Origin of the sequence: Nostoc sp. T09, assembly GCF_002154695.1 — a bacterium.
Classification (GTDB): Bacteria; Cyanobacteriota; Cyanobacteriia; order Cyanobacteriales; family Nostocaceae; genus Aulosira.
Genome location: NZ_MTAV01000166.1, coordinates 1 through 25,862 on the forward strand (window position 1 = coordinate 1; position 25,862 = coordinate 25,862).

A 25,862-nucleotide genomic window follows, 5' to 3' on the forward strand; every position below is an offset into this window, starting at 1 on the left:
AAGTCGGCGTGATGGGCGAATTGTCAATATTATCGGTGGCGCTGGACGCACACCTCGACCGGGATTCCTTCCTGGTGGTACGACTAATGCTGCCCTATTGAACTTCACTCGCGGCATATCCAAAGAATTAGCCAAAGATAATATTCGCATTAACGCCATCTCACCCGGTCTGACGGCAACAGAACGTGCAGAAACTTTGGCAAAGCAAAATGCTCAAGCTCGTGGTGTAAGTGTTGAAGAAATTAAAACAGAATCCTTGCAATCTATTCCTTTAGGGAAAATCGTCAAACCAGAAGAAATAGCTACACTAGCTTTATTTTTAGTATCTGATCTGGCCTCTTCGATTACAGGTGCAGAGATTCTTGTTGATGGTGGACACACCCCTGGTGTTTAGATATTGACTAATTTCACAATGAGTACAAAAAAGAAACAACTAAAACTAGGTGCATTTCTCCCAGACGCAGGTCATCATGTAGCAGCTTGGCGACATCCCCAAGCCCAAGCAGACGGAGGACTGAATTTTCAGCATTACAAACGACTCGCACAGACAGCTGAACGAGCTAAATTTGACATGGTTTTCCTCGCAGATGGTTTAGCCGTTTGGGATCGGGGACAAGGAAAAGAAGCTTTTAGCCGTTCGGGACAATTCAGCGTCCATTTTGAACCGCTAACTTTATTGTCGGCTTTGTCTGTGGTGACAGAGCGCATCGGGTTAGTAGCAACAGCATCAACCACCTATGACGAACCCTTTCACCTGGCCCGCAAATTTGCTTCACTAGATCATCTTAGTGGTGGTCGGGCTGGGTGGAATGTCGTCACCTCTTCTGCTGAAGCCGCAGCGAAAAATTTTAGCCGAGAAGACCATTTAGAACACGCCCTACGCTACGAGAGAGCAACGGAAGTTTTAGAGGTTGTTACCAAACTTTGGGATAGTTGGGAAGATGATGCTTTCATCCGCGATAAAGAATCAGGCGTTTACTTTCAGCCTGAGAAATTACACATTCCTAACCACAAAGGTCAACATTTCTCAGTACGCGGCCCGTTGAATGTAGCCCGCCCCATCCAAGGGTATCCAGTGATTGTACAAGCTGGTTCTTCGGAAGCTGGCCAAGAACTCGCCGCCCAAACCGCAGAGGTGATTTTCACTGCTCAACAAACTCTAAAAGAAGCACAGGCTTTTTATTCCAGTGTCAAAAATCGTCTCGCTAAATACGGGCGTTCTCCCGAACATCTCAAAATTATGCCTGGTGTATTTCCCCTGATTGGCAAAACAGAGCAAGAAGCCAAGGAAAAATACGAGCAACTCCAGGATTTAATTCATCCTTCAGTGGGATTGGGTCTGCTTTCAGGATTAATAGGCGGACATGATTTAACGAAATATCCCTTAGATGGGCCGCTACCAGACCTCCCAGATACTAATGCTGGCAAAAGCCGTTTGCAACTAATTAAAGACCTGGCCCGCAGAGAGAATTTAACCATCCGACAACTATATTTATGGATTGCTGGCGCACGGGGACATCGTACAATTCTGGGAACACCAGAGCAAATTGCCGACCAGCTAGAAGACTGGTTTGTTAACAATGGGGCTGATGGCTTCAACATTATGCCGCCTTGGTTACCTGGTGGTTTGGATGAATTTGTCGAGTTAGTGATTCCCGAATTGCGACGCCGGGGTTTGTTCCGTACCGAGTACGAAGGGCAAACTCTCCGCGAGAATCTTGACCTACCCCGTCCGGTAAATCAGTTTGCTGCAAATGCTGCTGCTCCCGAATTGGTGAGTACTTTGACGTAATGTCTATGGCTGTGTTACAGCACAAGAGTAGCTGCTAAGGAAACTTTTTACTTTGTTGGGCATCCTGATAGTTCTTCTATCCTCCTTTTTCTTGTCATTCCACAACGTTGTAGTATTTACCTTTGGCGACGCTTTTAGAGGATGGTTGCAACTTCAAAGTAAAAAGTCAACGCCCGAGTCTGTACCTATATTTAATTTAGCCTTAGCGCAATTAGCGCTCGCCATCTATGGCGGTTTTTTCGGCGCGGGTTTGGGAATTTTAATGCTGGCAACCCTATCGTTTTTAGGTATCAAAAATATTCATACAATAAATGCCTTTAAAGCATTTTTAGGAAGTTGTATTAATGGAATTGCAATTATCCCGTTTATTTTTGCAGGCGTAATTATTTGGCAACAAGCAATTTTAATGGCAGTGGGTGGTTCTTTGGGTGGATATTTAAGCGCCCATTATGCACGTAGAGTTAAACCCCAATTAATTCGGAAATTTGTCATATTTGTTGCCTTCACAATGACTATCTACTTTTTTATTCGCGGTTAGAGGTGACCTATGGCGACAAGCAGTAAACAACCACAAGTTATGCTTCGTGCTTTTGGTTCTAGAAATTTTCGCCTGTATTACATAGGTCAGTCGATTTCTCTGATTGGAACCTCTATGAACCAAGTCGCTACTAGCTGGCTGGTGTATCGCCTCACCGATTCTGCTTGGTTGCTGGGTTTAGTGGGTTTCGCTAGTCAAATTCCTACATTACTTTTGATTCCTCTAGGTGGCATCATCGCCGATCGCTGGAATCGTCACCGCATTTTGCTAGTTACCCAAATTTTGGGGATGCTTCAGTCTTGTATACTGACGTGGTTGGCACTCAGCGGTATTATTGACGTTTGGCAAATTGCTTTGCTTGGTATGCTACAAGGAAGCATCAACGCCTTTGATATTCCCACTCGTCAGGCATTTTTGCCAGAAACAGTTAGTAAAGAAAATCTTGGCAATGCGATCGCTTTGTATTCTTCTCTTGTAAGTGTTTCAGTGATGGTAGGGCCTGCGATCGCAGGTATATTAATTGCAGCAGTGGGTACGGGACTGTGTTTTTTAATTGATAGTATCAGTTATATCGCCGTAATTCTTGCTCTTTTGGCAATGCGGCTGACATCCAAAAAAGCCGTTATTGCTACACGCAAACCTTTAGAAGAACTAAAAGCTAGTTTTAGCTATGCCTTTAGTTTTCTACCAATCCGGTCAGTTGTAATTGGTTCATTTTTAGTCTGCTGTATTTGGGGATTTTATTTAGCATTGGGGCCAATTTTTGCTAAGGAAGTCTTACACGGCGGCCCTAATACTTTTGGTTTTTTAATGACAGCTTCCAGTTTCGGAACGTTAATTGGTGGTATCTACTTGAGTAGACATCAGAATGCGAGAGAGTTGGGAAAAATCTTAGCATTTGGAACAGCAATTTTGGGTGTGAGCTTGTTTGGCTTCGCTCTGTCTCAGTTATTATGGCTGTCGTTATTCTCAATCTTCGCCGCTGGTTTTGGCTTTATTTTACAGATTATTGCTGGTCGTACAGTACTTCAGTTACTAGTAACCGATGAGAATCGCGGACAAATCACAGGACTTTACGTCATGGCATCTACAGGCGCAGTACCCATAGGCAACTTAGTGGCTGGTACACTAGCAAGTAGCATTGGTGCTGCTAATACTGTCATTCTTGGAGCTAGCCTCTGTATTGCAGGCTCGTTGTTTTTTATAAGACAAATATCAGCTTTCCGCAACCAAATAATTCGGAGTTCATAAAGACCTTTAGGGTCTTGAAAATATCTCTTCCTACATCAGTTTAGGAGGTACAGATCCCTTAAAAAAATTACATACTTGATGAGAATGAAGTGTATGGCAAATTATAGTTATAGTAGGCAACAGGCAATAGTCTTAAAAGTCGATTTGCATCCAGGTTTTGCGATTAGCTTATGTCCTAACATCTGCTTCAACTGCTATAGTATGATGACCTAGTTAGGGTTTCCAAATATTAATGCTGCAAAGGAAGTTTGACTGTAAAGGTACTGCCTTTGTTGAGCTGACTTTGTACTTGAATACTACCTTTATGCGCTCTGGCGATCGCACAAGCAAGAGCTAATCCTAATCCAGATCCTCCAGAAGCACGAGAACGGTCTCGATCAATACGGTAGAAGCGACCAAAAATGAGACTTTGATGCTCTGGAGCAATACCAATTCCTGTGTCTTGTACAATAATGAAGGCGTAGCGTTCCCCGCTTTCTAGAGTCACTGTAACTTGTCCGCCATGAGGTGTAGCTTGAATGCCATTAATAATCAAGTTAGAAAATAAGCGATAAAGTTGTTCTTCATTGCCTAGAATGCAAAGTTTTTTCGGTGTTTGCACTTGTTGTACTAGCTTGACTTGGGCTTCAATCGCTAGAAATGCCAGTTCTTCTACTAAATCACTAATTAAATCATTCAGACAACATAAACAGTATTCTCCTGCCAATTGATGTTGATCTAGCCTCGCCAACAGCAATAAATCTCCTACCAATTTGGATAGCCTAGCATTCTGCCGCTTAATCACTTGCAAAGTTCTACTTATCGGCTCAGACAACAAATCCGAACCTGATTGTCCATGTAATCTAAAAGCAGCATCAATAGTAGAGTGCATTGCTGCTAAGGGAGTACGAAATTCATGAGCAGCATCGCCTGTAAACTGTTCCATTTGTTGATAAGAGCGATAAACAGGCTGCATTGCATTACCAGCTAAATACCAACTGCAAATGGCAATGACAATCATGGTGACAGGCCAACCCAACAATAAAGTCAATCTCAAGGCAGCAAGATGCCGGTCTAGGTCTTTCAAGCTTCGCCCCACTTGCATATAGCCTGTAAGCTGATCTTGGGTACGTAGTCTTAAACTAATTTGACGGTATCGTATGCCCGATGTGTCTATTACGGTTTGCCGACGTATTTCTGCTGAAGCGATGGGTAATTGTTCGAGTTGCACTCCTGCTACAGTCAGCGGTCTTTGTGACCGATCCAATAAACGCAGATAGTAATTAACCGGATCTGCCACATTGCTAAGTGATTGTTGGATTCCTGTTGTTTGAGATAACAGACAATCAGCTTGAGTTAAGCAAACATCTAAAGAAAGTTGTTTAGCAAGTTGCTTTAATTGTTTGGGTTTTCCCCAAACAGGTTCAATACTTTTATGCAGTGCCTTGGCTACTGACTCTAAACCTTGGTCTATGGTTTCATGATAAGCATGAGCAACAATTTGATAAACTCCTAGACCAGACACACCCAGAATGCAGCCCATCACCAGCGCATACCAAGCTGCCAACCGAAGGCGAGTCAGATAGAAAAGTTCGTTACGTTCCACGCGCAAAGATTAGGAATTAAGGCGATATCCTACACCATAAATGGTTTCAATTAAAGACTCACTGTTATCTTCTCCCAGTTTGCGTCTAAGTAAGCGAATTTGTGCTGCTACCACGTTACTCATGGGTTCTGCACCGATTTCCCAAAGCTGATTTATAAGTTGGTTTCGAGTAACAACCTGGTTAGGATGTTTCATTAAATGTTCCAGCAATTGAAATTCTTTGATAGTCAATGAGTTTACTAACTTATTACCATCAGGATATTGGCGAGTCACTTCATGGGTGCTGTAGTTAAGGGTAATGGCACCTAATTGTAGGTGGCGAGATTGAATTTGAGGACATCGCCGCCGTAATGCCCGCAATCTTGCTAGCAATTCTGGCATATCAAAAGGCTTCACCAAATAGTCATCTGCACCGCTATCTAGGCCGATAATCTTTTCTTCCATCCGGTCTTTTGCGGTCAGCATTAACACAGGCAAAGGATTGTTTTGCGATCGCAGTTTCTTACACAAATCTAACCCAGAAATTCCTGGTAGCATCCAATCAAAAATTGCTATTTTGTACTGAGTCCATCCACTTGTTAAGTATTGCCATGCTTGATCCCCATCTAAAAACCAGTCAACTACATAAGCCTCGTGACGTAGCACTTCTTTGACTGCTGTGCCTAAATCTGGTTCATCTTCAACTAAAATAAGTCGCATAACTAATTCAAAATTGAAAATAGCCTACAAAAAGCACCCAATTAATTATCTTATAGTTGACTAACAACAGAGGTTGGCGTAATTGCAGCATACTGTTCGGGAGTCAGTAATACTTCTTTAATATCTAAAGGCTTGGGTAACAACCCTTCTTTGTAAAAGTAATCAATAACTCGCTGTTGTGTCTTGATGCGTTCAGAATCTATCGGACTGAGTTGAAAAGGTGAGCGGCGAATCACCTTTTCTTGGATGTCCAAGTCAAGTTTTGTTTCAGGTACAAGCAGCTTCCACGTTAGGGATGCTGACAGGTTGAATGTCACTGTATTTCAGACCTGCTTCTTCTAAAGCTCGAAGCACAAAATAGTGAGTGCCAGATCCTTTCTGAAAAACTACCTTTTGACCTTTAATCTCCTTAAAGTCTTTAATTGGCGAAGAGGGAGGCACTGCAAACGCATAGAATCTTCCAACTGGAGGTACGCGACCCACAAGATAAACAATTTCGGCTCCTGCTGCTTGAGCGAATATTGGTGGAGTATTCCCGACCGATCCTAAATCGACCCTACCAACGTTCATCCCTTCCATTAGTTGTGGCCCTTGAGTAAATTGCAGCCACTGTACTTTGACTCCCAAAGGTTCTAGGCGTTTTTCTAAAACACCAGATACTCTGACTAAATCACCCGCTTGTTGATAGCCTACTCGCAACACATTGATCTTAATCCCACTGGCAGACGTACTTATTGTAGAAGTACCAGATGTTTGTTTTGTATTACAACTACCCAGAGCAAATGAAGTAGATAACCCTAACAAGCTTGCTGTACTAACCTGGAGAAAGCGCCGACGAGTGTTAAATAGTCTATTCATAGTGGCAAAAATTGAAAATTATTTACAAAAAAAAGGCAGAGGGTAGAAATTAGAAAGTTTACCAAAATATAAATAAAAACTTTAGTTCTAGTTTAGAACAACAGTTTAAACCAATAATTATACTGAGACTGCTTGCAGCGAAGTGTAAAACATCTACTTTTCAATCCCACTCTTTTAAAGGTGGATTACCTTCTGCCTTCTGAAAGGTTTATGGTTTAGCTATCACAGTTTTTGGTGTAACTTTGGCATAGTATTCTGGTGACAAAACTACTTTGCTAGGGTCAATCTTTTTAGGCAACAAACCTAAGTCGTAATACATATCAGCAACTTTTTGCTGAGTAGCAATAACTTCGTTTGTAATTGGACGCAGACTATACTTTTGCCGACTAGCATATTCCCCCTTTTTAAGGGCAGGGCTGTTTCATCCCCTAAAAGGTTCGCAAACGCAAGGGTTCAGGAGATAAAAAACAAGCAAGGCATTCCATTTTAAGTATCAAAATGGTCACCAATTTATGACTTTTGCCCTGATATTTATCGCCAATCATATAGACAAAATACATACCATTACGAATGAAACGGCCCTGGGGGTTAGGGGGATCGATAAGTGCCAAAAATAACAGCCACCAACTTTTCAAACAACCACTTAATCTAACTAATCCGCAAACTGTTAAAATAATCTGCTCATAAGTTTACTGTTTAGATGTCAATTGTTGAGGTGTAATTTTGGCATATTCTTCTGGTGATAAAATCACTTCTTTAATATCAATTTTTTTAGGTAAAAGTTTCAAATCATAGTACATATCAGCAATTTGTTGTTGTTTTGCAACTATTTCATTTGTAATTGGCAACAGACCATAGTCGAGACGAGTATGAACTTTTTCTAAAGTATTTACATCTATGCCTACTTCTTTGGACAATAACCGTGCTAACTCACGAGGATTATTTTTTGACCATTGTTCAGCCTTTTGTACTTCCTCTAAAAATGCTTTGATAATTTCAGGATGTTCTTTGGCGAATTGGCGTGTTGTAGAGTAAAAACCACCAATATCTCTAAGACCTGTGCCATCTTTGAGAATCCGACCAATACCTTGTTCTTCTACACGAGTTATGTACGGTTCCCAAGTAATCCAAGCATCAACTTTGGCTTGGCTAAAAGCAACATTAGCATCAGGTGGTGGTAAATAAACAGGAGTAACATCACTCAATTTTAAACCCACTTCTTTTAATGCCTGCACGATTATATATTGAGCTACAGAAGCTTTTTGCAAAGCAATTTTTTTACCTTTAAGTTCGGCAATACTTTTAATAGAGGAATTTTTGGGTACAACGAAAGCAACACCTTTAGGACTCTGTTGTGTTGTAGATATATAAACTAAAGGTGTTCCTGCTGCTTGAGCAAAGATAACAGGAGACTCTGCGGTTGAAGTAATATCAAGACTATTGGCATTTAATGCTTCTAATGATTGAGGCCCAGCAGCAAATTCATGCCAAGTTATAGAATTTCCCTCTGCTTTTAAGCGTTTTTCTAAAGTTCCTTGTTTTCTGACTACAGCAAGAGGGCCAAGCTTAGAGTAAACTATGCGAACTGTTGTTGGCTTTTTCTCACTTGTAGTTGAAGCTTTTTGACTAGTTTGAGGTTGTGGATTACAACCGACCAATGTAATTAGTAGCGATCCTAAACTTAAAGTGATAAATAAAGACACATTTCGTCTCGCACTATATGAAATAAGCATAACTAATCAGTCAGTAAGTTGATACATATAGTTTTTTCCCTAAAAATGAAAAAGACATGAAATTTTTATACTTCTAAAGATAGATGTATATATAAAAAAATATGATTGCGAGTTTTTGGCGTTGCTGAATCTGAAATGATTCAGCCTAATTTGTACACTTTGGTAGCTCCGCCAGATCCACCTCAATCCTGTTAATAATTGTTTTAAAACTTGACTAAATACGTGTATTTATCGGAGAATAAACATTGCTTATACTAATGAAGAGATCGACCCTTGAGTAATGCAAACTTGGCACTCAAGAAAATCACCACCGAGATTAGTTGAACAGTTTTCTCTTTGCCTTACTTTTGAGTCTTTATGCCAAAACTGGATGCTCCCAATGACCCTGCTGTTGTAGCTGAAGTAACTGCTTTATAAGTAGGTCAACCTAATTAAACGTAAAACGCTCAACTTGATACTGTCCGTGGTTAGCTCGGTTATTTATACCATCAATAATAGCGATCGCTAATTCATATTCATCCTCAAAAACTTGACCAGCAAGCTCGTCACGCTTGAGGTGCAACCATTCATCTTCAATCCGATTCATTTGGGGGCTATAGGGAGGAAGAAAAAAGACGTACAAACCTTGTTGCTGCCAACGTTGGTGCTGCTGGCGAGCCAAAGAGCTTTTATGGACAGAGGCATTATCATGAATGATTACGGTTATTTGTCCAGTTTCAAGTAAGCGAGTAGCAGCAGTTTGAGCTTGCCAGTCCATCAACTGGACATAGGTTGGTGTTTTGAGCGTTCCTACCATCAAAGCATAATCAAAACGAACTTTTGGCTGCCAAATACCGAAGATATTGATACGCCTACCACGTCGTCTATTTTGTCGAATCCGTTTTTGCTCACCCCTGCGCCCATAAGCGTAATCAGTAGGGCTGGTACAGTAGCAACCAGATTCATCTAAATACTTTAAACAAACTAACCCTAATTGTGACCATAGCTTAAGTAATTCCCAATCAAGCCTTTTAGCTTGTAAATATTCTTTGTTGAGATTCAAAGCCGGACAGTAGCGGATACGTTTCCAATGCCACCCCTTCTTTTGAGTAGTCGCCGTATTTGTTCGGCACCTAACTCGATTTGTCGTTCCTCTAATAGCTTTTGACTTAGCTGGCGAGCGCTGTATCGACGATTTTGTTCCAAGCATTTTTCGACTACTTGCCAATCAACTTCATGCCAACTTCGCTTTTTTCCCCGTCCAGCTCTTTCCCACAAACCCCCTAAGCCTTGAAGTTCCCAGCGTCGAATTGTTTGTCTTACTGTCTGTTGTGCCCAATCTAGATACTCTGCAATCTCAGCTACATTCCATCCGTGAGCATTGAGACGCAATGCGATCGCTCTAAGTTTGGTTCGACGTGCTACTCCATCAGCACAACTTAGCTCTTTGAGTGTACGATCTTCTTCCCTATTGAGTATTATTTTTAATACTTTTGGCATTGCTGCTTACTTAATTACTGAACTCTATTTATCTTACGTTTAATTAGGTTGACCTACTTACCTCAAGTACGAAGAAGCTTTGGTCAATAACAATTTAGAGGTGATGGATAGTTTATTTTGGGATGCACCAGACGTAGTGCGCTTTGGTATAGCAGAAAACCTCTATGGTAGTGAAGAGATTCGCAATTTTCGCGCCTCTCGACCTAACCCAAAAATTGAGCGAGAAATTTTCAATCTTAAAGTTGTGGCCTTTGGAAAAGATACAGCAACTGTAACTCTAGAATTTCGTCGCATTATTAATGGTGTAGAGCGTTTTGGCAGACAAAGCCAAACTTGGTACAGATTTGCAGATGGATGGAAGGTAGTTTCTGCTCATGTTTCTTTATTACCTGTAGGAGCAGCACAACCATGACTAACATTACCGAAATTGCTCCCGATATCTATTGCATCTCCACCTATGAACCAAAAATAGATATGCAATTCATCCAGTTTTTGGTTAAGGACGAAGAACCATTATTGTTTCATACTGGTCTCAAGGTGATGTTTCCACTAGTACGGGAAGCAGTAGCAAAGATTATCGATCCGTCACAGATTCGCTGGATTAGCTTTAGCCATTTTGAAGCGGATGAATGTGGGTCGCTTAATGAATGGCTAACTATTGCACCAAATGCTCAGACAGTTTGTAGCTCGATCGCAGCTTTTGTTAGTGTAGATGATTTTGCCATCCGTCCGTCCAAAACTTTGGCACACACCGAAGTTTTAAACACTGGAAAATATCGTTTTCAGTTTCAACAGACACCACAAGTACCCCACGGTTGGGACGCAGGATTGTTATTTGAAACTACCCATAAGACGCTGTTGTGTTCAGATTTATTTCATCAGTTTGGAGATGTAGAGCCAGTAACGGAGTCTGATGTGATTGGGCGTTTTCGTCAAACCATTGTTAATTACGAAGCAAGTCCCTTTCCTAATTACATACCTTACACAACACATAGCGATCGCATTCTCCAAGAGTTAGCTGCACTCAAGCCCCGAACCCTGGCGACAATGCATGGTTCAACCTTTGTGGGAGATGGCGAACGTGCATTGCAAGATTTAGCTGTGACGCTGCATGAAGTATTGGTGTTGAAGGAGAAGAGATGACAGATGAAAACACATCTGTTCCATTATTAGTGCAAAAAGCGCGTAGGCGTAGCCCGTCGCAGACATCGCTGGCTGCACAAATAGAGTTTACCCAATCCTCACTCCCAGAAGTGGGTCGTTTGTTGCACGTCCTCACCAACCACGTCACACAAGGTAGGATTGGTGAGATTGGTACTGGATGCGGCGTTGGTGCAGCGTGGATTGTTAGTGCTTTACACCCAGATACTACATTTATCACGATTGAAATTGATTCTCAGCTTGCCACACTTGTGCAACAGCTATTTGCAGACAAGTCAAATATCCGCGTACTTCAAGGAGACTGGCACAACTTACTCACCGATGCTCCTTTTGATTTGTTATTTGCCGATGGTGGAAAAGCAAAACTCACTGAACCTCAGACATTGATAACTGCTGTCAAGCTTGGAGGTTTGATAGTACTAGACGATCTCACACCTGAAGAGTACTGGCCGCCAGAAAGGCAAGGACGAACAGATCCCATAAGAGAATTTTGGTTGAAAGATCCTCGCATTGCTGCTACTGAAATTCGTGTTACAGCAAAAAATGCCGTGATTCTAGCCACGCGCATTCAATGAATTACAAATAAAAGAAAAAGAGGTTGAAGTATAGTGAATTCATTTGATTGGAAGCTTTTAAAGTCTCGATATCTGATAAAAGATAAATGGCTTTCACTCCGTACTGACACTTGCCAAATGCCTGATCTCTACACTCACGGATACGCTAACTCTGTTAGTGCTGGTTCAGAGGTGAATGCACAGAGGTGGGAATTTAATGAGCATTGTAAAGCTATTTTAGAAGGCTATGGTCATCCTTTACCGCGTTACGGTGCGACGGAAGAAGAAGTTTTAGCAGAGTTAGAAGCACAAGGTGCAACTTTAGAAACTCAAATCGCTGCTCAATGGCGAGTTGAAGATACTGTAAGTAAATTGATAGAAAACCAAGAAAATAAAATCCAAAGTGCAGCTTGGAGCATCCCTGATGATATCTTTTTCCGTGCTATTCAAGACTTGCGAAACTGGGCTTTAGAACGCTACGATTCCCTGGATTATATTTTGCCCCAACAACGTGAATTCAAGATTGTTGTAGTACGCAATTGGGCTTAAATCGAAGATTTTTGTAGGGTGGGCAATGCCCACCTCCAAATGATTGAAAATAAACAAGTTATGAGTGCAATAGAAAATTCTCTTATATCAATAGGAATCGTACTTTTTCCTAATGTGACGCAGTTAGATTTCACAGGGCCATACGAGGTGTTTGCCAAGTTACCAAACACGCATTTATATCTGCTAGCGGAAACTTTAGAACCTATCCGAAGCGATCGCGGTCTCACTTTTTTACCTGACACCACCTTTGCTCAATCCCCACCTTTAGATGTGTTGTTTGTCCCCGGAGGGCCGGGTATTGATGCGAAGCTAGAAGATCGGAAGTTTCTCGATTTTCTAAAAACCCAGGGAGAAAAAGCCCGCTACATAACATCCGTTTGCACTGGTTCTCTGCTACTAGCGGCGGCTGGTTTACTCCAAGGCTATCGCGCTACTACTCATTGGCTATCTCTAGATTTGTTAGGGTTGTTTGGAATTGAGGTGGTGGAACAGAGAGTTGTCATCGATCGCGATCGCATTACAGGCGGTGGTGTCACCTCAGGGATTGATTTTGGATTAGTTATCGCTGCGGAATTATTTGGAGAAGATATTGCCCAGTCTATTCAACTACAAATAGAATACAATCCCCAACCTCCCTTTACCAGCGGTTCGCCCCACACTGCGCCGGAGGCGATCATCAATAGGGTGAAAGCCGCTAGCCAAAATCGTCAAGATACACGTCGGCAAATCATCCAAAAGATAGTTGCCCAATTGCAAACTCTTGTTTACAGAATCTTCTAGTCCATGCTTCCTGCCAACATCAGAAAAGCTACAGAATCAGATGCACAAGCGATTGCCCAAATTCTGCAAGAATTGGGTTGGTTTGCATGGCTAGATTCAACTTCGCCCCAAACAGCGATGTCTGGAGACAAGCCGCTCCGCGTCTACGCGCAAATTCAGCAGCACATTGCTCAGTGTCATGCAAATGATAGTCACTCTATATATGTGGCGGAAAATGCTGAAACTCAGGTAATCGGATATGTTGCAGTTCATTGGCTACCTTGTCCATTTCTGCCAAAACCTCAAGCTTATATCTCCGAGTTATTCATTCATGAGGCTTATCGGGGACAAGGAATCGGTAAAAGGCTGCTAGAAACCGCCACATCAGAAGCACTGATGCGAGGGTGTTTACTTTTGATGTTACATAACAACAAAGAGCGAGAATCCTATCAACGCGAGTTTTATCGCAAACAAGGCTGGATTGAACGGGAAAATATCGCCAACTTTTTCTATCGATTAAATTAAATGCGTGATTCCAAGAGAGCGCAATCTACGGTTTTTTATTGAGTAAATATCTTTATGTATGTCTATAGCAAAACCACAGTTTATTAACATAGCTAATTTGCCAAATACAACCATCACGATTCGTTTAATTACACGCGATGAACTTCCACAACTTGTGAGTTTATATCAACATTTGAATCCAGTCGATGCGCTTTTACCCAGCGATAATATTTTGCAGTCGATGTGGGATGAGATTCTGGGCGATCCACGTCTTTTTTACATTGTGGCTGACATTACTGGTAAGTTAGTATCGACGTGTAATTTAGCAATCATTCCTAACCTGACACGCGGCGCACGTTCATACGGAATTATTGAAAATGTTGTTACTCATATCGATTATCGAAAACAGGGATTGGGTACACAGGTGCTACGTTATGCTTTAAATATTGCATGGCAACAAAACTGTTACAAAGTAATGCTTTTAACTAGCTCAAAACGCGAGGAAACTTTGCACTTTTATGAGCAAGCAGGATTCAAACGCGGCGTGAAAACTGGATTCATTGCCTTACCAGCAGAGTGATTATAAGGCTCTGTCCGTATTATGTTTTCATTTACTCTCCAATTTTCTGAATTGCTTTTTGTGCATAGATACTAACCTCCCGATCGGGATCGTCTATGGCTTGTTGAAGAGCGTTTAGAGCTTCAATTTTACCCAAATTACCAAGAGCGATCGCAGCTTCTTTTCTCACATCTGAATACTCATCTGTTAGCGCTTCAATTAGTGCGGGTAAAGACTGGACATCAGGAATTTTCTGCAATATTTGGATAGCAAATTTTCTCACCTGCCAATGTTCATCTTTCAATGAAATTAGTACAGTAGGAATAATTTTAGGCTCGGTATGAAGTGCGAGAGACTTAGCTGCATTGCGGCGCACTTGCCAATCTGTATCATTTATCAAAGCATTACACAGTAAATCCACGATATCTGCATCTGCAAAATGACCTAAGGTAAGAGCAGCTGCACGGCGCACGCTATCATCGCGATCGCTGATTAAAGGTAAGGCGGGTGGACATATCTGCAATTGATTGAGATAGCTAAGAGTAGTCACAGCCGCTTCCCGGAGTTGGGGATGTTCAGAGTTAAAGAAGGATAGCACCGCTGGGAGAGACTGGGCATCATGTATCTTTCGCAACAAAATTAATACGTTCAGTTACAGGTTGATATCTTCTTGCTGTAACGCATCCAATAACAGCAGCAAATGTTCTGAAGATATCAATTCACCCAAAGCTGACAGCGCCTCACTGCGGATTTCTGCATCTGGGGAAGCTAGACAGGGTAATAAGAGGAAATAGATAAAATTGAGCGTTGGGCAGAAACCAATCCCAAAGAGACGGCAAAGCTAATCACACCGTACCAAAAACTCCCTCCAGATGTGATTGACTTGGGAATTAGCCGTCGTTCTTATGGATTGAGAGCTATTTCTCCAGATTTAATTAGGGAACAACAGCGGATTGCAGATTACTTCCATAAAAATGGCTTGATTCCTAAACCTATCAATATTCAAGAAGCCACACTGACATCTGAACAGTACGCAGCAATCACTCCACCTACAATCAGCCAAAAATAGCATCAGACAGGAGATATACATAGTAATTAAGTTTTTAGCAGGTGCGCGAGCGCGCACCTTTTTTTGCGTGGAGTAGAGGAGTCGAGAGTTAGCGTTGCTCAGAGCGACTGTGAACTATCCCAATCCCCCAAACCAACTTCAGGGAGTTAATTGAACTCACCCATTTGGGTGAGTCATAAATCAACCGATCTGGTGATCTAAGTGTAGGAGGTTGAGATTGATGAAAAATTAGATTCTATTACTAACGAAGATTAATCGCAGCTAATTCTAAATCAGGATAGCTTTATGAAACTCACAAATTCAATGAATTACCCACATATTTTTCCTGATATAGAAATTTTTCAGGCTAAAAAAGTAGCTAATACCAACACTACTACATCAATAAAAGCTCTCAACTCTAAGCCTATAGGGCATCATTCCACAGATATTAGTTACCTCAAAAGTTTTGATACTGCTGTTCTGGCTTATCACATGATCGGTCTTGCCAACTTCTAAATAGAACTAATTACCTAAAATATTGAGGATAAATTGATGCAATTCGCAACCTGGATTCATTCTGCATTTCTTGTTTCTTCTATTACTCTGTTACCGGGAATCGCTGATTCTCAAACAACCACTAACAGCAGCAATACAGTAAATACAGCCACCAGCGCTAACAATTTACCTAATCATTCCACCAATATCAGTTATCTAAAACCTTTTGATACTGCCTTTCTAGCTTATCAAGGTGAGCTAAAACAGCAAGGTATTTCCAGTGGGGCTACTTTGATATCTGAATACCAAACAGGAAAAGTTACTGCTGTAGATGTGGTCAAAGCTGCTATCAGTGCTAAAAAGTTACCCTCACAAGTCCTGAACAAGCCAGATTACCTCAGTGCTGTTAATTCCCAGCTAACAACATTAGCTGCTCAATTATCTTATTAAATACAGCTTTGCACAAGTTCATTATGGATTTATACAATGCTGTATTATTACTGCAATAGTTTGATAGAGAAATAGTTTTTTAGGAATACTCCTCTGAATCTTGATCAGAATGCCAACTACAAAACCTCTCCAACCTTGGAGGGGTTTTTATTTAGGTATGGCATTTTTATTGTGTCATTTATCTTAATTATGAGCAAAACCAAAGAGCCTCTAAAATGAAACTGTAGGCGTGTTATCTTACTCAATTCACCACTCCTATAAGTGTTTGTAATTTTAGTAAACGCTCTCCTGCTTTTGCTAAAGTTTCTGGCTTCTTACTAAAACAAAATTTGATGTAATTTTTTCCAGTCTTAGATTGCGAGAAAAAGCTTGATGCAGGAAGCACCGCAACACCAATTTATTTAATTAAATATGTAGCAAATTCCACATCTGTTTTATAACCAAATTTGGAAATGTCTGCAAATACATAGTAAGCTCCTTTAGGAACAAAATAAGGAATTCCTACTGTATCTAAAATTTGTAGAATATGATTTCGCTTTTGCTGATAAAGCTTTGCTAATTCTTCGTAGTAACTAACAGGAAGTTGCATCACCGCCACACCAGCCCTTTGCAAAGGTGCGGGTGCGCCAACGGTGAGAAAATTATGAACTTTCCGAATTGCTCCTACCGGATGGAAGAATACTCTCAATAATCTGCGCTTAATTGTCTAACCACTTTTACTCTTTTGGTTGATTTATCCCTGGCTTGATGTTTTTCCCAATTCCAATTTGTTGCTCGGATTTAATCAACTTATTAGTGCTATGAATGGCTTCAAACCATTATAATTTTATTAAACAGATATTGTGTTTTATTTGAAATAATGATTAATTTTAGATCTCAATAGAGGTATTAACAGTTGAATTGGATAGTTTTCTGTTACTCTCTTCCCTCTAAATCTTCTTCCAGTCCGCGTGTGACGCTGTGGCGACGACTGCGACGAATCGGAGCCATCTCTCTTAAAAGTAGTATTTACGTTCTGCCCGATCGCGATGAGTGCATTGAATCTTTCCAATGGCTGGCGCAGGAAGTGCAACAAGCAAAGGGAGAAGCTTTAGTAATGCGGGTGGAACGATTTGAGGGACTAGCAGATGAAGAAATTATCGAATTATTTCGTCAAGCCAAGAGCGAAGAGTATCAAGAAATTGAAGCCTTAGCACTGGAATTGGAAAAGTCTATAAATTCCAACTCCAGTTTACAAGACCGTAGCAGTTTGCTGGAAACTTTAGAAAAGCTGCGAAGACAACACAGTGAAATTGTTCGTGTAGACTTTTTCGATTGTGTTGATGGACAACGCTTAACAATTATCTTAAACCGTATAGCTAAAGCGCTCTCTGCAACTTTATCTGAAGCTTTAGAGATTCCCCATCAAGCTATTGCTGAATACCAGAATAAACGATGGGTGACTAGACCCAGACCATATATAGACCGTCTCGCCTGTATTTGGCTAATTCGGAGATTTATCAATCCAAATGCCGAAATTCGATATTCTCATGAAGTTGCACCTGATGAAATTTCCTTTGAAATGAAAGATGCCATATTTGGACATTGTGGCAACCTTTGCACTTTTGAGGTGATGGCCAGAACATTTGGCTTGAATCAACCGGGAATACAAGCGATCGCAGAAATTGTACATGAAATTGACCTGCGAGATAGTCAGTATGCGCGTCCTGAAACCCCAGGAGTAGATGCGCTTTTGCAGGGTTGGTTTTTAGCAAACCTTTCTGACGCTGAACTAGAAAGCTGTGGAAGCAACCTATTTGAGGGTTTATATGCAGTATTCTCCAAACAGCAGGGTTAGTTGTTGCTACAAAGATTTTAAGCAATGTGTAACAGTAGTTGCAATTTAAAGAAATACCTATTACAGTAAACAACATATTTCCAGAGACTTTATCCCCACTCTTGCTTAGGCAATGAAGTATTCTGCATTTCTGGTGCTATGTTCAGTTGGGGGATTGGCAATTTTTAGCTCAACGATCGCTAAAAACCCAGTGTTGCCAATTTTGGCGCAAACATTGGGCGCAAATCCAGCGACAATCGGAGCGATCGCTGCCGCCTCGACACTAACCGGCATCCTAGTTAGTTTTCCAGCAGGCTTACTGAGTGACTATTGGGGTAGAAAGCCCTTGATACTATTAGCAGGAGTAGTATTTTGCAGCGCCCCCCTAGCTTACTTGTTAGTGTCCACCCCTAGGGAATTGGCACTGGTGCGGGTATATCACGGACTAGCAACGGCAATTCTTGGCCCAGTAGCAATGGCTTATGTTGCTGATTTAGCACCTACCCGTAGAGGAGAGCGATTAGGCTGGTATTCCTCTTTTACGTTGGGAGGAAGAGCGATCGCTCCGATAGTTGGCGGTTTACTCCTCACTATCAGCACTTGGCAAGCTGTTTATGCAGTATGTGCGATCGCAGGGATTTTAGTTTTACTGGCAATGAAACTGCTGCCTAACCAAAGTTACGGGACAAATCGTCATCGAGAAGCTAGACAAAATCTAGCTTTAAATCGAATGGCAATTAGTAAGATTTTTTACAACCGCACAATTCTCATGACTAGTTTAGTAGAAGCTGCTCAATTCGGAGCTTTTGGCGCGGTTGAAGCTTTCTTACCTCTATATGCATTGAGTGTTGGCATTAATAAAACTGCTGTAGGATTGGTTTTTACTAGCCAGGTTGGGGTAAAGGTACTAGCGCGTCCCTTGATGGGTCGAATCAGCGATGCCTACGGCGGGCTACGCCTACGTCATGGACGCAAGCGACAAATTATCTTAGGTCTACTGCTTACTAGTGTATCAACGTTTCTGTTTTATCAAACTAAAGCAGCATTTTTACTGGTATTAATTTCTGCGGTGTTTGGATTGGGAATTGCGATCGCCTCTGCTGCCACATCCGCCTTGGTTGCAGATTTGGCTCCAGCAAACAGTCGTGGTACTGCATTAGGAATTATGAGCGCAATTATGGACGTTGGTCAGGCAAGCGGCCCTATTTTGTTGGGATTTCTCCTGATGTATACCTCTTATCAAATCAGCTTTAGTGTAGTTAGCGGATTACTTTTGGCTACTGCTGTGCTTTTTACGTTGGCAGCAAGAGATACTTCATCAACATCGGAGGTTTGAAATGGTTGTCTTACCACCAAAACCCCTGGTCTGTGTTCGTACTGTCGAGATACCCAAAGAGAACGAACAAGCCTTCTGTGATTGGATCGAATCTAATCGAGAATTAAGGCAACGATACGGCATTCTCATGGAGCGGATTCTCCAGCCTAATGACGGTAAAGGAGACTGGTTAATTATCGCTATGTGGGAGAGCGAAGAAAAATTTGAGAAGTGGTTAGTTGCAAAACAAAAGCCAGCAGTTGATGCTTCCCCAGGTCATGCTCTGGTTAAGTTTGGCAAAATCAAACGCTACAACACTCAAGCTGGTTATTAAAAGGAGAACCTATACATATGAAATGGGTAACGCGCAAACAAATTAGAGTCAATCGGCTAGCGACTGCTTGGTTAATCCAACGATTTGTGGATAAAGAAGCGGAGTTTATTTTTGTTGAGCCAGATCAAGTAGCCTCAGTCCAACAGTCCGATCGCGCCATTGGTTTTGATGCACCAGGAGCCAAGTATGCTCATGACAAAGGTATTACCTCTTTTGAACAGATTATCCAAGATTATGGTTTGAGCGATGCTGTGTTAGCTGAATTGGCCGAAATTGTTCACGCTGCCGATATCCCCGGAGCTATTGATCAAAGACCAGAAGCTAGTGGCCTCAAAGCAATTAGCCACGGCTTTCCTCTAGTCACCACTAACGATCGGGAAACTCTGCAAAAAGCATTCTTTATCTACGATTCTTTATATGCCTATTTGCAAGCACGCCAGTCTGCAAGCACCCTACCAAAATCCGTTGGCGTAGGGTGATAGGCGTAGGCGTAGCCCGTCGTAGGCATCGCATTCAAACAAGTTTTTCATCAAAATTAAGGAGCAATTAGCCATGCAAACCGAAATTACCAATGAAATTGGTTTGATTCCCTTACAAGCTGATACCAGCCTGTTAAAAGATCCTAAAAAATTCAGCAATGGCGACCTGAAAAGCCTAGAAGATATAGCTCAGTTCAACCCTCGTTTCTTTGTTCGGCGGCGGATTTTCTCTACCGACTCCATGCACTTTAATATCTACTGCATTGAGCCAGGACAATCCAACCCTTTACATAAACACTCAGGAAGTGACGAGATTTGTTACTTTGTCCAAGGTACAGGAGATGTAATTGTTGGTGATGAAATTGCGGCTGTTGAACCTGGAGACTGCGTTCACATTCCCAAAGATGTAGGACATGAAATCATTAATACTGGTATCGAAAGAATGATTGTGGTCTTGGCTCAGTCTCCCTTACCCTGTGCCCATGAGAAAGTGCCCAACCCGCCATCTGAGTTTCGCCGTGTTGAGCTAAATCGTTAACTGTTTGAACTGTAACTCACCTAGACAAAACCCAGGTGAGTTACTTAGATTTTTAAGTTTTGCATAGTGGCAAGAAGTGCATTCCCTATCTCTGCTGCTACATGGAAGCTGAGCGTTGCTGAATCATGGGATGATTTGGACTTATTTTTGTTTTAACTGGGTAGAGAATCATAAAAGCGATCGCAATACCAAATTTCTCTCACCGATACAACTTGTCATATTCGCTGGGTACTTTCCAACCAAAAGCTTTTGTCAATCGGTTGGAAAGGCTGAATTGAGCTGCAATTTCGCCAGCTTCTAAAATAGCTTTATCGGAAAGCCCTGCTTGGCGTAATGCTTCAAGGTCTTCTGGAGAAAATTGACTAGAATTTTGGTTAATTTTAATCGCAAAGTTCACGAGGGCGAGTTCCCGTTCTGTGAGTGCAACTTCCTGATGGTTAAGTGCCAATGCATCAGGAAAAACTGGGTCTTTAATTACCTCTCGCAGATGTGCTTTGTGGGTAATAACGCAGGACTCACAGTGATTGGATGCAGAAGAGACGATCGCAATAATCTCCCGTTCCTTATGAGAAAGTTCTCCCTCTCCATGCATCAAAGCGTTGTAGTAGTTGAACCAAAGCAGTAGATGTTCGGGATTGAGTGAATAGCCCAGAAAGAAACTATGAACAAAGCCAAAGCGATCGCGCTGTTCTTTAAAGAGTGCTTGTACTTCTGGCGGTAAAGTTGCTTCGTCAGGCACTTCTAACCAGGAATTGGCAGTAGTTTTCTTATCTTGAATAGCTACAGGATTTGGCTTGGCAACTTTTGCTTCAGGAGCCTGTAATAACTTGGTTTTGCGACTGTTCTTAGCCATAATTGTACCTACATAGGTTGACAAGAGGTATTAGGGAGCAAGAGAAGGTAGGCAAGGAAGCAGAAGAAACTGTTGACTATTGCCGCCTTCGTGAAAAATGGCAAATGGCACACACAGCGCAATCAATCTAGGGGGTAAAACCTCGATTGCCACTGGCACTGAATCTATAATTCAGAATTATTTTTGAGTCAGGAAAACTTAAAATTTCAGATTTTGTTTAGCTTATCCCATTGCATTTGTCAGCTATTTATGAAAATATTATATAGCATATACTACGGTAAATCGGTAGATAAAGCGTATTTTGTTCCAAAAAGCAAGTTTTACGTTTAAACTCCCATTCACCTGAAAATGCCAGAAGTATTAGCCTCTAGTCAAAGAGGGTGTAGAGATATGTCTCAGCCACGCTATGGGATATGGATTCCTGTTTATGGCAATTGTGGCGCGATGAACCACCCCCAAGAACCCCATGATGCTAGCTATAAAAGAGCCAAGCAGCTCGTTCAACTAGCAGAAGCATACGGGTTTACTACCACTCTCATCGCCGAACACATCATCAATCCCAGGAATCAAGAATTAGACCAGCTAGAGACTTGGACAACCGCCGCCGCCCTAGCGGAAGTAACTCAATCCCTAGAAATTATCGCTGCAATAAAACCTTTGCTATTTCATCCAGTTGTGTTGGCAAAAATGGCATTAAATATTGATGCGATTAGTGGCGGAAGGTTTGCAATTAATTTAGTTAGCGCCTGGTTTATGCCCGAATTGCAAAAATCGGGCATACCTTTCCTACCTCATGATGAGCGCTATCGCTATTCCCAAGAGTGGATTGAAGTAGTAAAAGCCTTGTGGAATGGGGAAAGAGTTAATTACCACAGCGATTACTTTCAGATTACCGATTTATGCTTGCGTCCGCGTCCTGTAGCGCAACCTCATCCTCGTGTGTATTTAGGAGGAGAATCAGATGCGGCGAAAAATCTGGCAATGCAAGCAGCAGATGTGTTTTTTCTCAATGGACGACCATTGGATGTAGTGAGAGAAACAATTGCTGATGTTAAAAAACGGGAACGGAAAAAACCCAATCCCTTGAAGTTTGCTATGTCAGCCTTTGTAATTGCTCGACCTACTGAAGCCGAAGCCCAAGCAGAATATCAATATCTTCTGGAACTTGCTAAACAAGACGACAGAACTGAACTAATGAAAGGTGTTGAACCAGAAGTAGTGATGTTCAAGAATATGGTCAAGTATCCAGGTGTGGGAAGTAATGGCGGGACAGCAGCAGGGTTAGTTGGCAGCTATGACACAGTAGCAGCAAGAATTGCAAATTTCGTTAGCGTGGGTATTGATACTTTCATGCTGCAATTCCAACCTTTCGCCCCAGAGATGAAACGCTTTTATGAAGAAGTAATGCCGCGAGTGCGTTCTTTAGAACTGGTAGCTTAATTGCAATACTCATTAAGGAAAGCTTTATGACTGCAACCTTAACTCGTCCCGCTTGGACAACCAAGTTTGAAATTGAAACTATTGATAAACTCATAGCCCAGCACGCCCCGCACTTTCCCACTACTCGCCTACAAGAACCACGACAACTGACTACAGAAGAAGAGTTGGAAAATTTTTATCGCTTCCGCATTGGCGGTGCAGCCCACGACCTATATATTGTTCAAGTTTGTAGCAAGATTATTGACCAAATACCCGATCCCGAACTGCAACTATTCTTGAGCCGCCAAATTGGTGATGATGGCGCACACTCCCAATTTACTCGTCGGCGAGTCTGGGAATTATCAGGACACGATCCCATCGACAAGATTGTCCAAGAAGTCCAAAATCACTGGGAATTTATGGGAGATTTGCCAATTCGTAATTGGTTAGGGTTCATAGCATTTGAATTGCATTATGAACTGCATATAGTCGCCCAGCTAATTTTAAACAGTCGTACCACAACCATCGTTGATCCGGAGACTTCTACATTTGCCAGTCAGACAATTTTACCTGATGAAGCTGTTCACCGTTTTGGAGTTTTAGCTTGGTGGCAAAGCAAGTATGACAAAGCTTCACCAGCAGAGAAAGCAGAAATTGCAACGCAGTTATTAGAACTGGACGAAGAAGGACAACGGCGACGGAATCCTTATTTGAAAAAGCATTGGCAAATTGTCCGTGATGCGACAGGTGCAGAAATTGAAGGACTAGGAGTTATTTACGATGCTTGGCGACGGGAAGTGTTGTCGTACTTCCTTGATATTCCCATTGCCAAACTTCCTCAGCTTGTGAGTGTGAGTGAGTGATGTAGTAGTGTTTCCGAAAGCGTTCTTTTGCTCTTCCCCCCTATTTCAGGGGGGCTTTTTGAAAAGTAATAGTAAATGAGTATTTCAAAATAAATTGAAAGTCAGTAACACTCATCATAATTATGAATTTTTAAAATTATTGAAATAAACACGCAGAGGTGATCGCATGAATATTAAAATTAAACGTCGGTTCTTTGTTATAGCGGCTGCATCCTTTATTGCTACAGTAACTAGTTGTAGTTCGCAGCAAAATAACGGTACAACTAACACAGCAACTACTCCTACCGCGACAACAGCTGCAAATACAGTTGCAACAGCAGCAAAAGAGAAAATTAAAGTAGGAGTTTCACCCGTCCCTGCTGGAGAGATTTTGGAATTTGTGAAAAAAAATCTTGCGCCAGAAGCAGGATTAGATATTGAAATTGTTACTTTTAACGATCCCGTACAGAACAATACTGCTTTAAAAGATGGACAGATTGATGCCAATTACTTTCAACATATTCCATTCATGGAAGATTATGGAAAGCGAAAAAACCTCAAAATGTACGCTTTTACTCCCCAAATACATTTAAATCCAGTAGGAATATTTTCTAAAAAGTATAAATCTCTAGCAGAAGTTCCGAATAAAGCTTTAGTAACAATTCCTGATGATATTAGCAACGCTCATCGTGCATTAAAAGTATTAGAAGAAGCCAAAGTAATTAAACTCAAACCCAATGCACAACCAGCCAGCCCTAAAGATATTATTGAAAATCCCAAAAATTTGCAAATTAAAGAGATACCTGGAGCGCAAGCAATACCAACTCTCCCTGACGTAGATTTAGCTGGGGTTACAGGTAACTGGGTTGTGCAATCAGGCATGAAAACAGATAAAGATGCTTTAGCAATAGAGTCGGCACAAAATCCACTTTATGCGGTGACTGTAACCACATTAGCAGGAAAAGAAAACGATCCGAAAATTCAAAAACTCCATAAATTGCTACGCGATGACAAAGTGAAGCAATTTATTAGAGATAAATATCAAGGTGCTGTACTTCCTATTCCTTAAATAATTTCTTCCTTTGTGCCCTTAGCATCTACCCTGCGGGAACGCCTTCGGCGAACGTGGTTCGTATCATGCAGAGACGCACCAGATGCAGAGAGGATGAGAATTTAACTTATATATGGAGAAATTTATAGATGATAGAGTTTATTGATATTCGCAAAATCTACCACCAAGGCGAGCAGAAAATAGTAGCTCTGGATGGTGTGAATTTGCACGTTAAAGCGGGCGAAATATTTGGCGTTTTAGGGCAAAGTGGCGCAGGTAAAAGTACTTTAATTCGCTGCGTCAATCAATTAGAAAAGCCCACATCGGGTTATGTTAGAGTCAACGATCAAGAAATAACAGCCCTTTCTGGTGCGACTTTGCGTCAAGCACGCCAGCGCATTGGCATGATTTTTCAACACTTTAATTTGCTCAGTTGTAGAACCGTTGCTGAAAATATCGCTTTTCCTTTGGAAGTGATTGGTTATAGCAAATTGAAGCGCAAGGCCAAAGTAGAAGAATTGCTGGCGTTGGTAGGTTTGGAAGGTAAAGCAAATGCTTATCCCGCACAACTTTCTGGCGGACAAAAGCAACGAGTTGGAATTGCGCGCGCCTTAGCGGGGGAACCAAAGGTATTACTTTCAGATGAAGCGACATCAGCCCTCGATCCCCAAACTACACGCTCAATTTTAGAACTATTGCGCGACCTCAATAAACGCATGGGGCTAACAATTTTGTTGATTACTCATGAAATGGGTGTAGTCAAACACATCTGCGATAGTGTGGCGATACTCCATGCTGGCAAGATTGTAGAGAAAGGTAGCGTTAGCGATCTAGCAGCGCAACCTGATTCTTTATTAGCTAGAGAGTTTTTTCCACGTTCCAGTAACTATATACCTCGTCCTGGGGCAGTTTTGGCAACAGTCGCATTCGCTGACGAAAGTGCAAGAAATTCTATATTTACTACCTTGGTGCGTCGCTTTGATGTCGATGTGAATATCCTTAATGGTAGCGTGGAAACTTTAGGCGATCGCCGTGTCGATCAGTTTCAAGTTGAACTTGCAGGTATTAAAGTCAAGCAAGCTTTGGAATACTTACACAACTCAGAATATGCAGTTGAGGTGCATTAATGCAAGGATGGGAAGGGAGCATGTCAACTTTGTTAGAACAAACGAACTAAACAGGTTCTAAAGCTGGTTATTAA

General features: G+C 41.6%; 32 protein-coding genes and 2 pseudogenes. 24 read left to right on the top strand and 10 right to left on the bottom strand.

What is annotated here, in order from left to right; genetic code table 11:
• The 4 genes from BV372_RS28245 to BV372_RS28260 all read left to right on the top strand — a co-directional run.
• On the top strand, nucleotides 1-394 hold a 394-nt coding region (locus tag BV372_RS28245), incomplete at its 5' end, for an SDR family oxidoreductase (protein WP_143845347.1).
• A gap of 18 nt (nucleotides 395-412) precedes the next feature.
• A complete protein-coding gene (locus tag BV372_RS28250; RefSeq protein WP_086689798.1) occupies nucleotides 413-1,792 on the top strand; it encodes an LLM class flavin-dependent oxidoreductase in 1,380 nt (459 codons plus the stop codon).
• A 55-nt stretch (nucleotides 1,793-1,847) separates the two neighbouring features.
• Nucleotides 1,848-2,330, top strand: coding sequence for a sulfite exporter TauE/SafE family protein (locus BV372_RS28255; RefSeq protein WP_256973512.1), 483 nt, complete (start codon nucleotides 1,848-1,850; stop codon nucleotides 2,328-2,330).
• A gap of 9 nt (nucleotides 2,331-2,339) precedes the next feature.
• Complete coding sequence (locus BV372_RS28260) at nucleotides 2,340-3,581, top strand: MFS transporter (RefSeq protein ID WP_086689800.1); 1,242 nt, start codon at nucleotides 2,340-2,342, stop codon at nucleotides 3,579-3,581.
• A gap of 229 nt (nucleotides 3,582-3,810) precedes the next feature.
• Here BV372_RS28260 and rppB read toward each other — a convergent pair whose 3' ends face one another.
• The 7 genes from rppB to BV372_RS28290 form a co-directional block, all read right to left on the bottom strand.
• Complete coding sequence (gene rppB, locus BV372_RS28265; protein ID WP_086689802.1) at nucleotides 3,811-5,166, bottom strand: two-component system sensor histidine kinase RppB; 1,356 nt, start codon at nucleotides 5,164-5,166, stop codon at nucleotides 3,811-3,813.
• A gap of 9 nt (nucleotides 5,167-5,175) precedes the next feature.
• Complete coding sequence (gene rppA, locus BV372_RS28270; RefSeq protein WP_086689804.1) at nucleotides 5,176-5,865, bottom strand: two-component system response regulator RppA; 690 nt, start codon at nucleotides 5,863-5,865, stop codon at nucleotides 5,176-5,178.
• Nucleotides 5,866-5,915: 50 nt separating this feature from the next.
• Nucleotides 5,916-6,119 (bottom strand): hypothetical protein, encoded by a 204-nt coding sequence (locus tag BV372_RS38240; protein WP_306299020.1) that lies wholly within the window; start codon nucleotides 6,117-6,119, stop codon nucleotides 5,916-5,918.
• Nucleotides 6,120-6,132: 13 nt separating this feature from the next.
• Nucleotides 6,133-6,723 carry an ABC transporter substrate-binding protein gene (locus BV372_RS28275; protein ID WP_306299021.1) on the bottom strand — a complete coding sequence of 197 codons (591 nt, stop codon included), beginning with the start codon at nucleotides 6,721-6,723 and terminating at the stop codon, nucleotides 6,133-6,135.
• Nucleotides 6,724-7,412: 689 nt separating this feature from the next.
• Nucleotides 7,413-8,426: an aliphatic sulfonate ABC transporter substrate-binding protein gene (locus tag BV372_RS28280; protein ID WP_179198265.1), complete on the bottom strand. Its 1,014-nt coding sequence runs from the start codon at nucleotides 8,424-8,426 to the stop codon at nucleotides 7,413-7,415.
• 457 nt (nucleotides 8,427-8,883) lie between these two features.
• Nucleotides 8,884-9,498, bottom strand: coding sequence for a transposase (locus tag BV372_RS28285; RefSeq protein ID WP_179198266.1), 615 nt, complete (start codon nucleotides 9,496-9,498; stop codon nucleotides 8,884-8,886).
• A complete protein-coding gene (locus tag BV372_RS28290; RefSeq protein ID WP_086689809.1) occupies nucleotides 9,495-9,935 on the bottom strand; it encodes a helix-turn-helix domain-containing protein in 441 nt (146 codons plus the stop codon). Before BV372_RS28290 ends, BV372_RS28285 begins: the two co-directional genes overlap by 4 nt.
• Nucleotides 9,936-10,005: 70 nt before the next feature.
• Here BV372_RS28290 and BV372_RS28295 point away from each other — a divergent pair.
• From BV372_RS28295 to BV372_RS28325, 7 genes and pseudogenes are all read left to right on the top strand, one after another.
• Nucleotides 10,006-10,347 (top strand): annotated as a pseudogene (locus BV372_RS28295) (AtzH-like domain-containing protein); the annotation flags it as partial.
• Complete coding sequence (locus tag BV372_RS28300; protein ID WP_086689812.1) at nucleotides 10,344-11,078, top strand: MBL fold metallo-hydrolase; 735 nt, start codon at nucleotides 10,344-10,346, stop codon at nucleotides 11,076-11,078. The pseudogene BV372_RS28295 and the gene BV372_RS28300, both read left to right, overlap by 4 nt.
• Nucleotides 11,075-11,671, top strand: coding sequence for an O-methyltransferase (locus tag BV372_RS28305; RefSeq protein ID WP_086689814.1), 597 nt, complete (start codon nucleotides 11,075-11,077; stop codon nucleotides 11,669-11,671). The genes BV372_RS28300 and BV372_RS28305 overlap by 4 nt, the downstream gene beginning before the upstream one ends.
• A gap of 117 nt (nucleotides 11,672-11,788) precedes the next feature.
• The gene (locus tag BV372_RS28310; RefSeq protein WP_086689815.1) at nucleotides 11,789-12,199 is read left to right on the top strand and encodes a hypothetical protein; all 411 of its coding nucleotides are present in this window, start codon (nucleotides 11,789-11,791) and stop codon (nucleotides 12,197-12,199) included.
• Between the two features lie 39 nt (nucleotides 12,200-12,238).
• Entirely contained in the window at nucleotides 12,239-12,979 is a 741-nt protein-coding gene (locus BV372_RS28315) for a DJ-1/PfpI family protein (RefSeq protein WP_256973508.1), read from the top strand.
• A gap of 3 nt (nucleotides 12,980-12,982) precedes the next feature.
• Nucleotides 12,983-13,483, top strand: coding sequence for a GNAT family N-acetyltransferase (locus tag BV372_RS28320; protein WP_086689817.1), 501 nt, complete (start codon nucleotides 12,983-12,985; stop codon nucleotides 13,481-13,483).
• A 58-nt stretch (nucleotides 13,484-13,541) separates the two neighbouring features.
• Complete coding sequence (locus tag BV372_RS28325; RefSeq protein ID WP_086689819.1) at nucleotides 13,542-14,042, top strand: GNAT family N-acetyltransferase; 501 nt, start codon at nucleotides 13,542-13,544, stop codon at nucleotides 14,040-14,042.
• Between the two features lie 31 nt (nucleotides 14,043-14,073).
• On the opposite strand, the gene BV372_RS28330 is transcribed toward BV372_RS28325, so the two are convergent.
• Nucleotides 14,074-14,658 carry a HEAT repeat domain-containing protein gene (locus BV372_RS28330; protein ID WP_306299022.1) on the bottom strand — a complete coding sequence of 195 codons (585 nt, stop codon included), beginning with the start codon at nucleotides 14,656-14,658 and terminating at the stop codon, nucleotides 14,074-14,076.
• Nucleotides 14,659-14,895: 237 nt separating this feature from the next.
• Between BV372_RS28330 and BV372_RS28335 the strand changes: the two genes are divergently transcribed.
• The 3 genes from BV372_RS28335 to BV372_RS28345 all read left to right on the top strand — a co-directional run bounded on the left by BV372_RS28335 (nucleotide 14,896) and on the right by BV372_RS28345 (nucleotide 16,014).
• A complete protein-coding gene (locus tag BV372_RS28335) occupies nucleotides 14,896-15,090 on the top strand; it encodes a hypothetical protein (RefSeq protein WP_256973509.1) in 195 nt (64 codons plus the stop codon).
• Nucleotides 15,091-15,375: 285 nt separating this feature from the next.
• Nucleotides 15,376-15,585: a hypothetical protein gene (locus tag BV372_RS28340; protein WP_086689821.1), complete on the top strand. Its 210-nt coding sequence runs from the start codon at nucleotides 15,376-15,378 to the stop codon at nucleotides 15,583-15,585.
• Nucleotides 15,586-15,621: 36 nt separating this feature from the next.
• Entirely contained in the window at nucleotides 15,622-16,014 is a 393-nt protein-coding gene (locus BV372_RS28345) for a hypothetical protein (protein WP_086689823.1), read from the top strand.
• A gap of 397 nt (nucleotides 16,015-16,411) precedes the next feature.
• Here BV372_RS28345 and BV372_RS37965 read toward each other — a convergent pair whose 3' ends face one another.
• Nucleotides 16,412-16,702, bottom strand: a complete 291-nt coding sequence (locus BV372_RS37965) for an aminotransferase class I/II-fold pyridoxal phosphate-dependent enzyme (protein ID WP_256973510.1) — start codon at nucleotides 16,700-16,702, stop codon at nucleotides 16,412-16,414.
• On the opposite strand from BV372_RS37965, the pseudogene BV372_RS35565 reads away from it, so the two are divergent.
• The 6 genes and pseudogenes from BV372_RS35565 to BV372_RS28375 form a co-directional block, all read left to right on the top strand.
• Nucleotides 16,680-16,838 (top strand): annotated as a pseudogene (locus tag BV372_RS35565) (IS701 family transposase); the annotation flags it as partial. The gene BV372_RS37965 and the pseudogene BV372_RS35565 overlap by 23 nt on opposite strands.
• 71 nt (nucleotides 16,839-16,909) lie before the next feature.
• Nucleotides 16,910-17,851 (top strand): chromate resistance protein, encoded by a 942-nt coding sequence (locus BV372_RS28355; RefSeq protein ID WP_256973511.1) that lies wholly within the window; start codon nucleotides 16,910-16,912, stop codon nucleotides 17,849-17,851.
• A 112-nt stretch (nucleotides 17,852-17,963) separates the two neighbouring features.
• Nucleotides 17,964-19,166 carry an MFS transporter gene (locus tag BV372_RS28360; protein ID WP_086689825.1) on the top strand — a complete coding sequence of 401 codons (1,203 nt, stop codon included), beginning with the start codon at nucleotides 17,964-17,966 and terminating at the stop codon, nucleotides 19,164-19,166.
• 1 nt (nucleotide 19,167) lies between these two features.
• Entirely contained in the window at nucleotides 19,168-19,479 is a 312-nt protein-coding gene (locus BV372_RS28365; RefSeq protein WP_086689827.1) for an antibiotic biosynthesis monooxygenase, read from the top strand.
• Between the two features lie 17 nt (nucleotides 19,480-19,496).
• Nucleotides 19,497-19,958 (top strand): chromate resistance protein ChrB domain-containing protein, encoded by a 462-nt coding sequence (locus tag BV372_RS28370; protein ID WP_086689829.1) that lies wholly within the window; start codon nucleotides 19,497-19,499, stop codon nucleotides 19,956-19,958.
• Between the two features lie 73 nt (nucleotides 19,959-20,031).
• Nucleotides 20,032-20,496 (top strand): cupin domain-containing protein, encoded by a 465-nt coding sequence (locus BV372_RS28375; protein WP_086689831.1) that lies wholly within the window; start codon nucleotides 20,032-20,034, stop codon nucleotides 20,494-20,496.
• Nucleotides 20,497-20,695: 199 nt separating this feature from the next.
• On the opposite strand, the gene BV372_RS28380 is transcribed toward BV372_RS28375, so the two are convergent.
• A complete protein-coding gene (locus BV372_RS28380) occupies nucleotides 20,696-21,349 on the bottom strand; it encodes a peroxidase-related enzyme (protein WP_086689833.1) in 654 nt (217 codons plus the stop codon).
• 390 nt (nucleotides 21,350-21,739) lie between these two features.
• Here BV372_RS28380 and BV372_RS28385 point away from each other — a divergent pair, with 390 nt between their 5' ends.
• From BV372_RS28385 to BV372_RS28400, 4 genes are all read left to right on the top strand, one after another.
• Nucleotides 21,740-22,789, top strand: coding sequence for an LLM class flavin-dependent oxidoreductase (locus BV372_RS28385; protein WP_086689845.1), 1,050 nt, complete (start codon nucleotides 21,740-21,742; stop codon nucleotides 22,787-22,789).
• Between the two features lie 26 nt (nucleotides 22,790-22,815).
• Entirely contained in the window at nucleotides 22,816-23,631 is an 816-nt protein-coding gene (locus BV372_RS28390) for a hypothetical protein (protein WP_086689835.1), read from the top strand.
• A 166-nt stretch (nucleotides 23,632-23,797) separates the two neighbouring features.
• Entirely contained in the window at nucleotides 23,798-24,679 is an 882-nt protein-coding gene (locus BV372_RS28395) for a MetQ/NlpA family ABC transporter substrate-binding protein (RefSeq protein ID WP_086689837.1), read from the top strand.
• A gap of 131 nt (nucleotides 24,680-24,810) precedes the next feature.
• The gene (locus BV372_RS28400; RefSeq protein WP_086689839.1) at nucleotides 24,811-25,788 is read left to right on the top strand and encodes a methionine ABC transporter ATP-binding protein; all 978 of its coding nucleotides are present in this window, start codon (nucleotides 24,811-24,813) and stop codon (nucleotides 25,786-25,788) included.
• Nucleotides 25,789-25,862 lie beyond the last annotated feature (74 nt).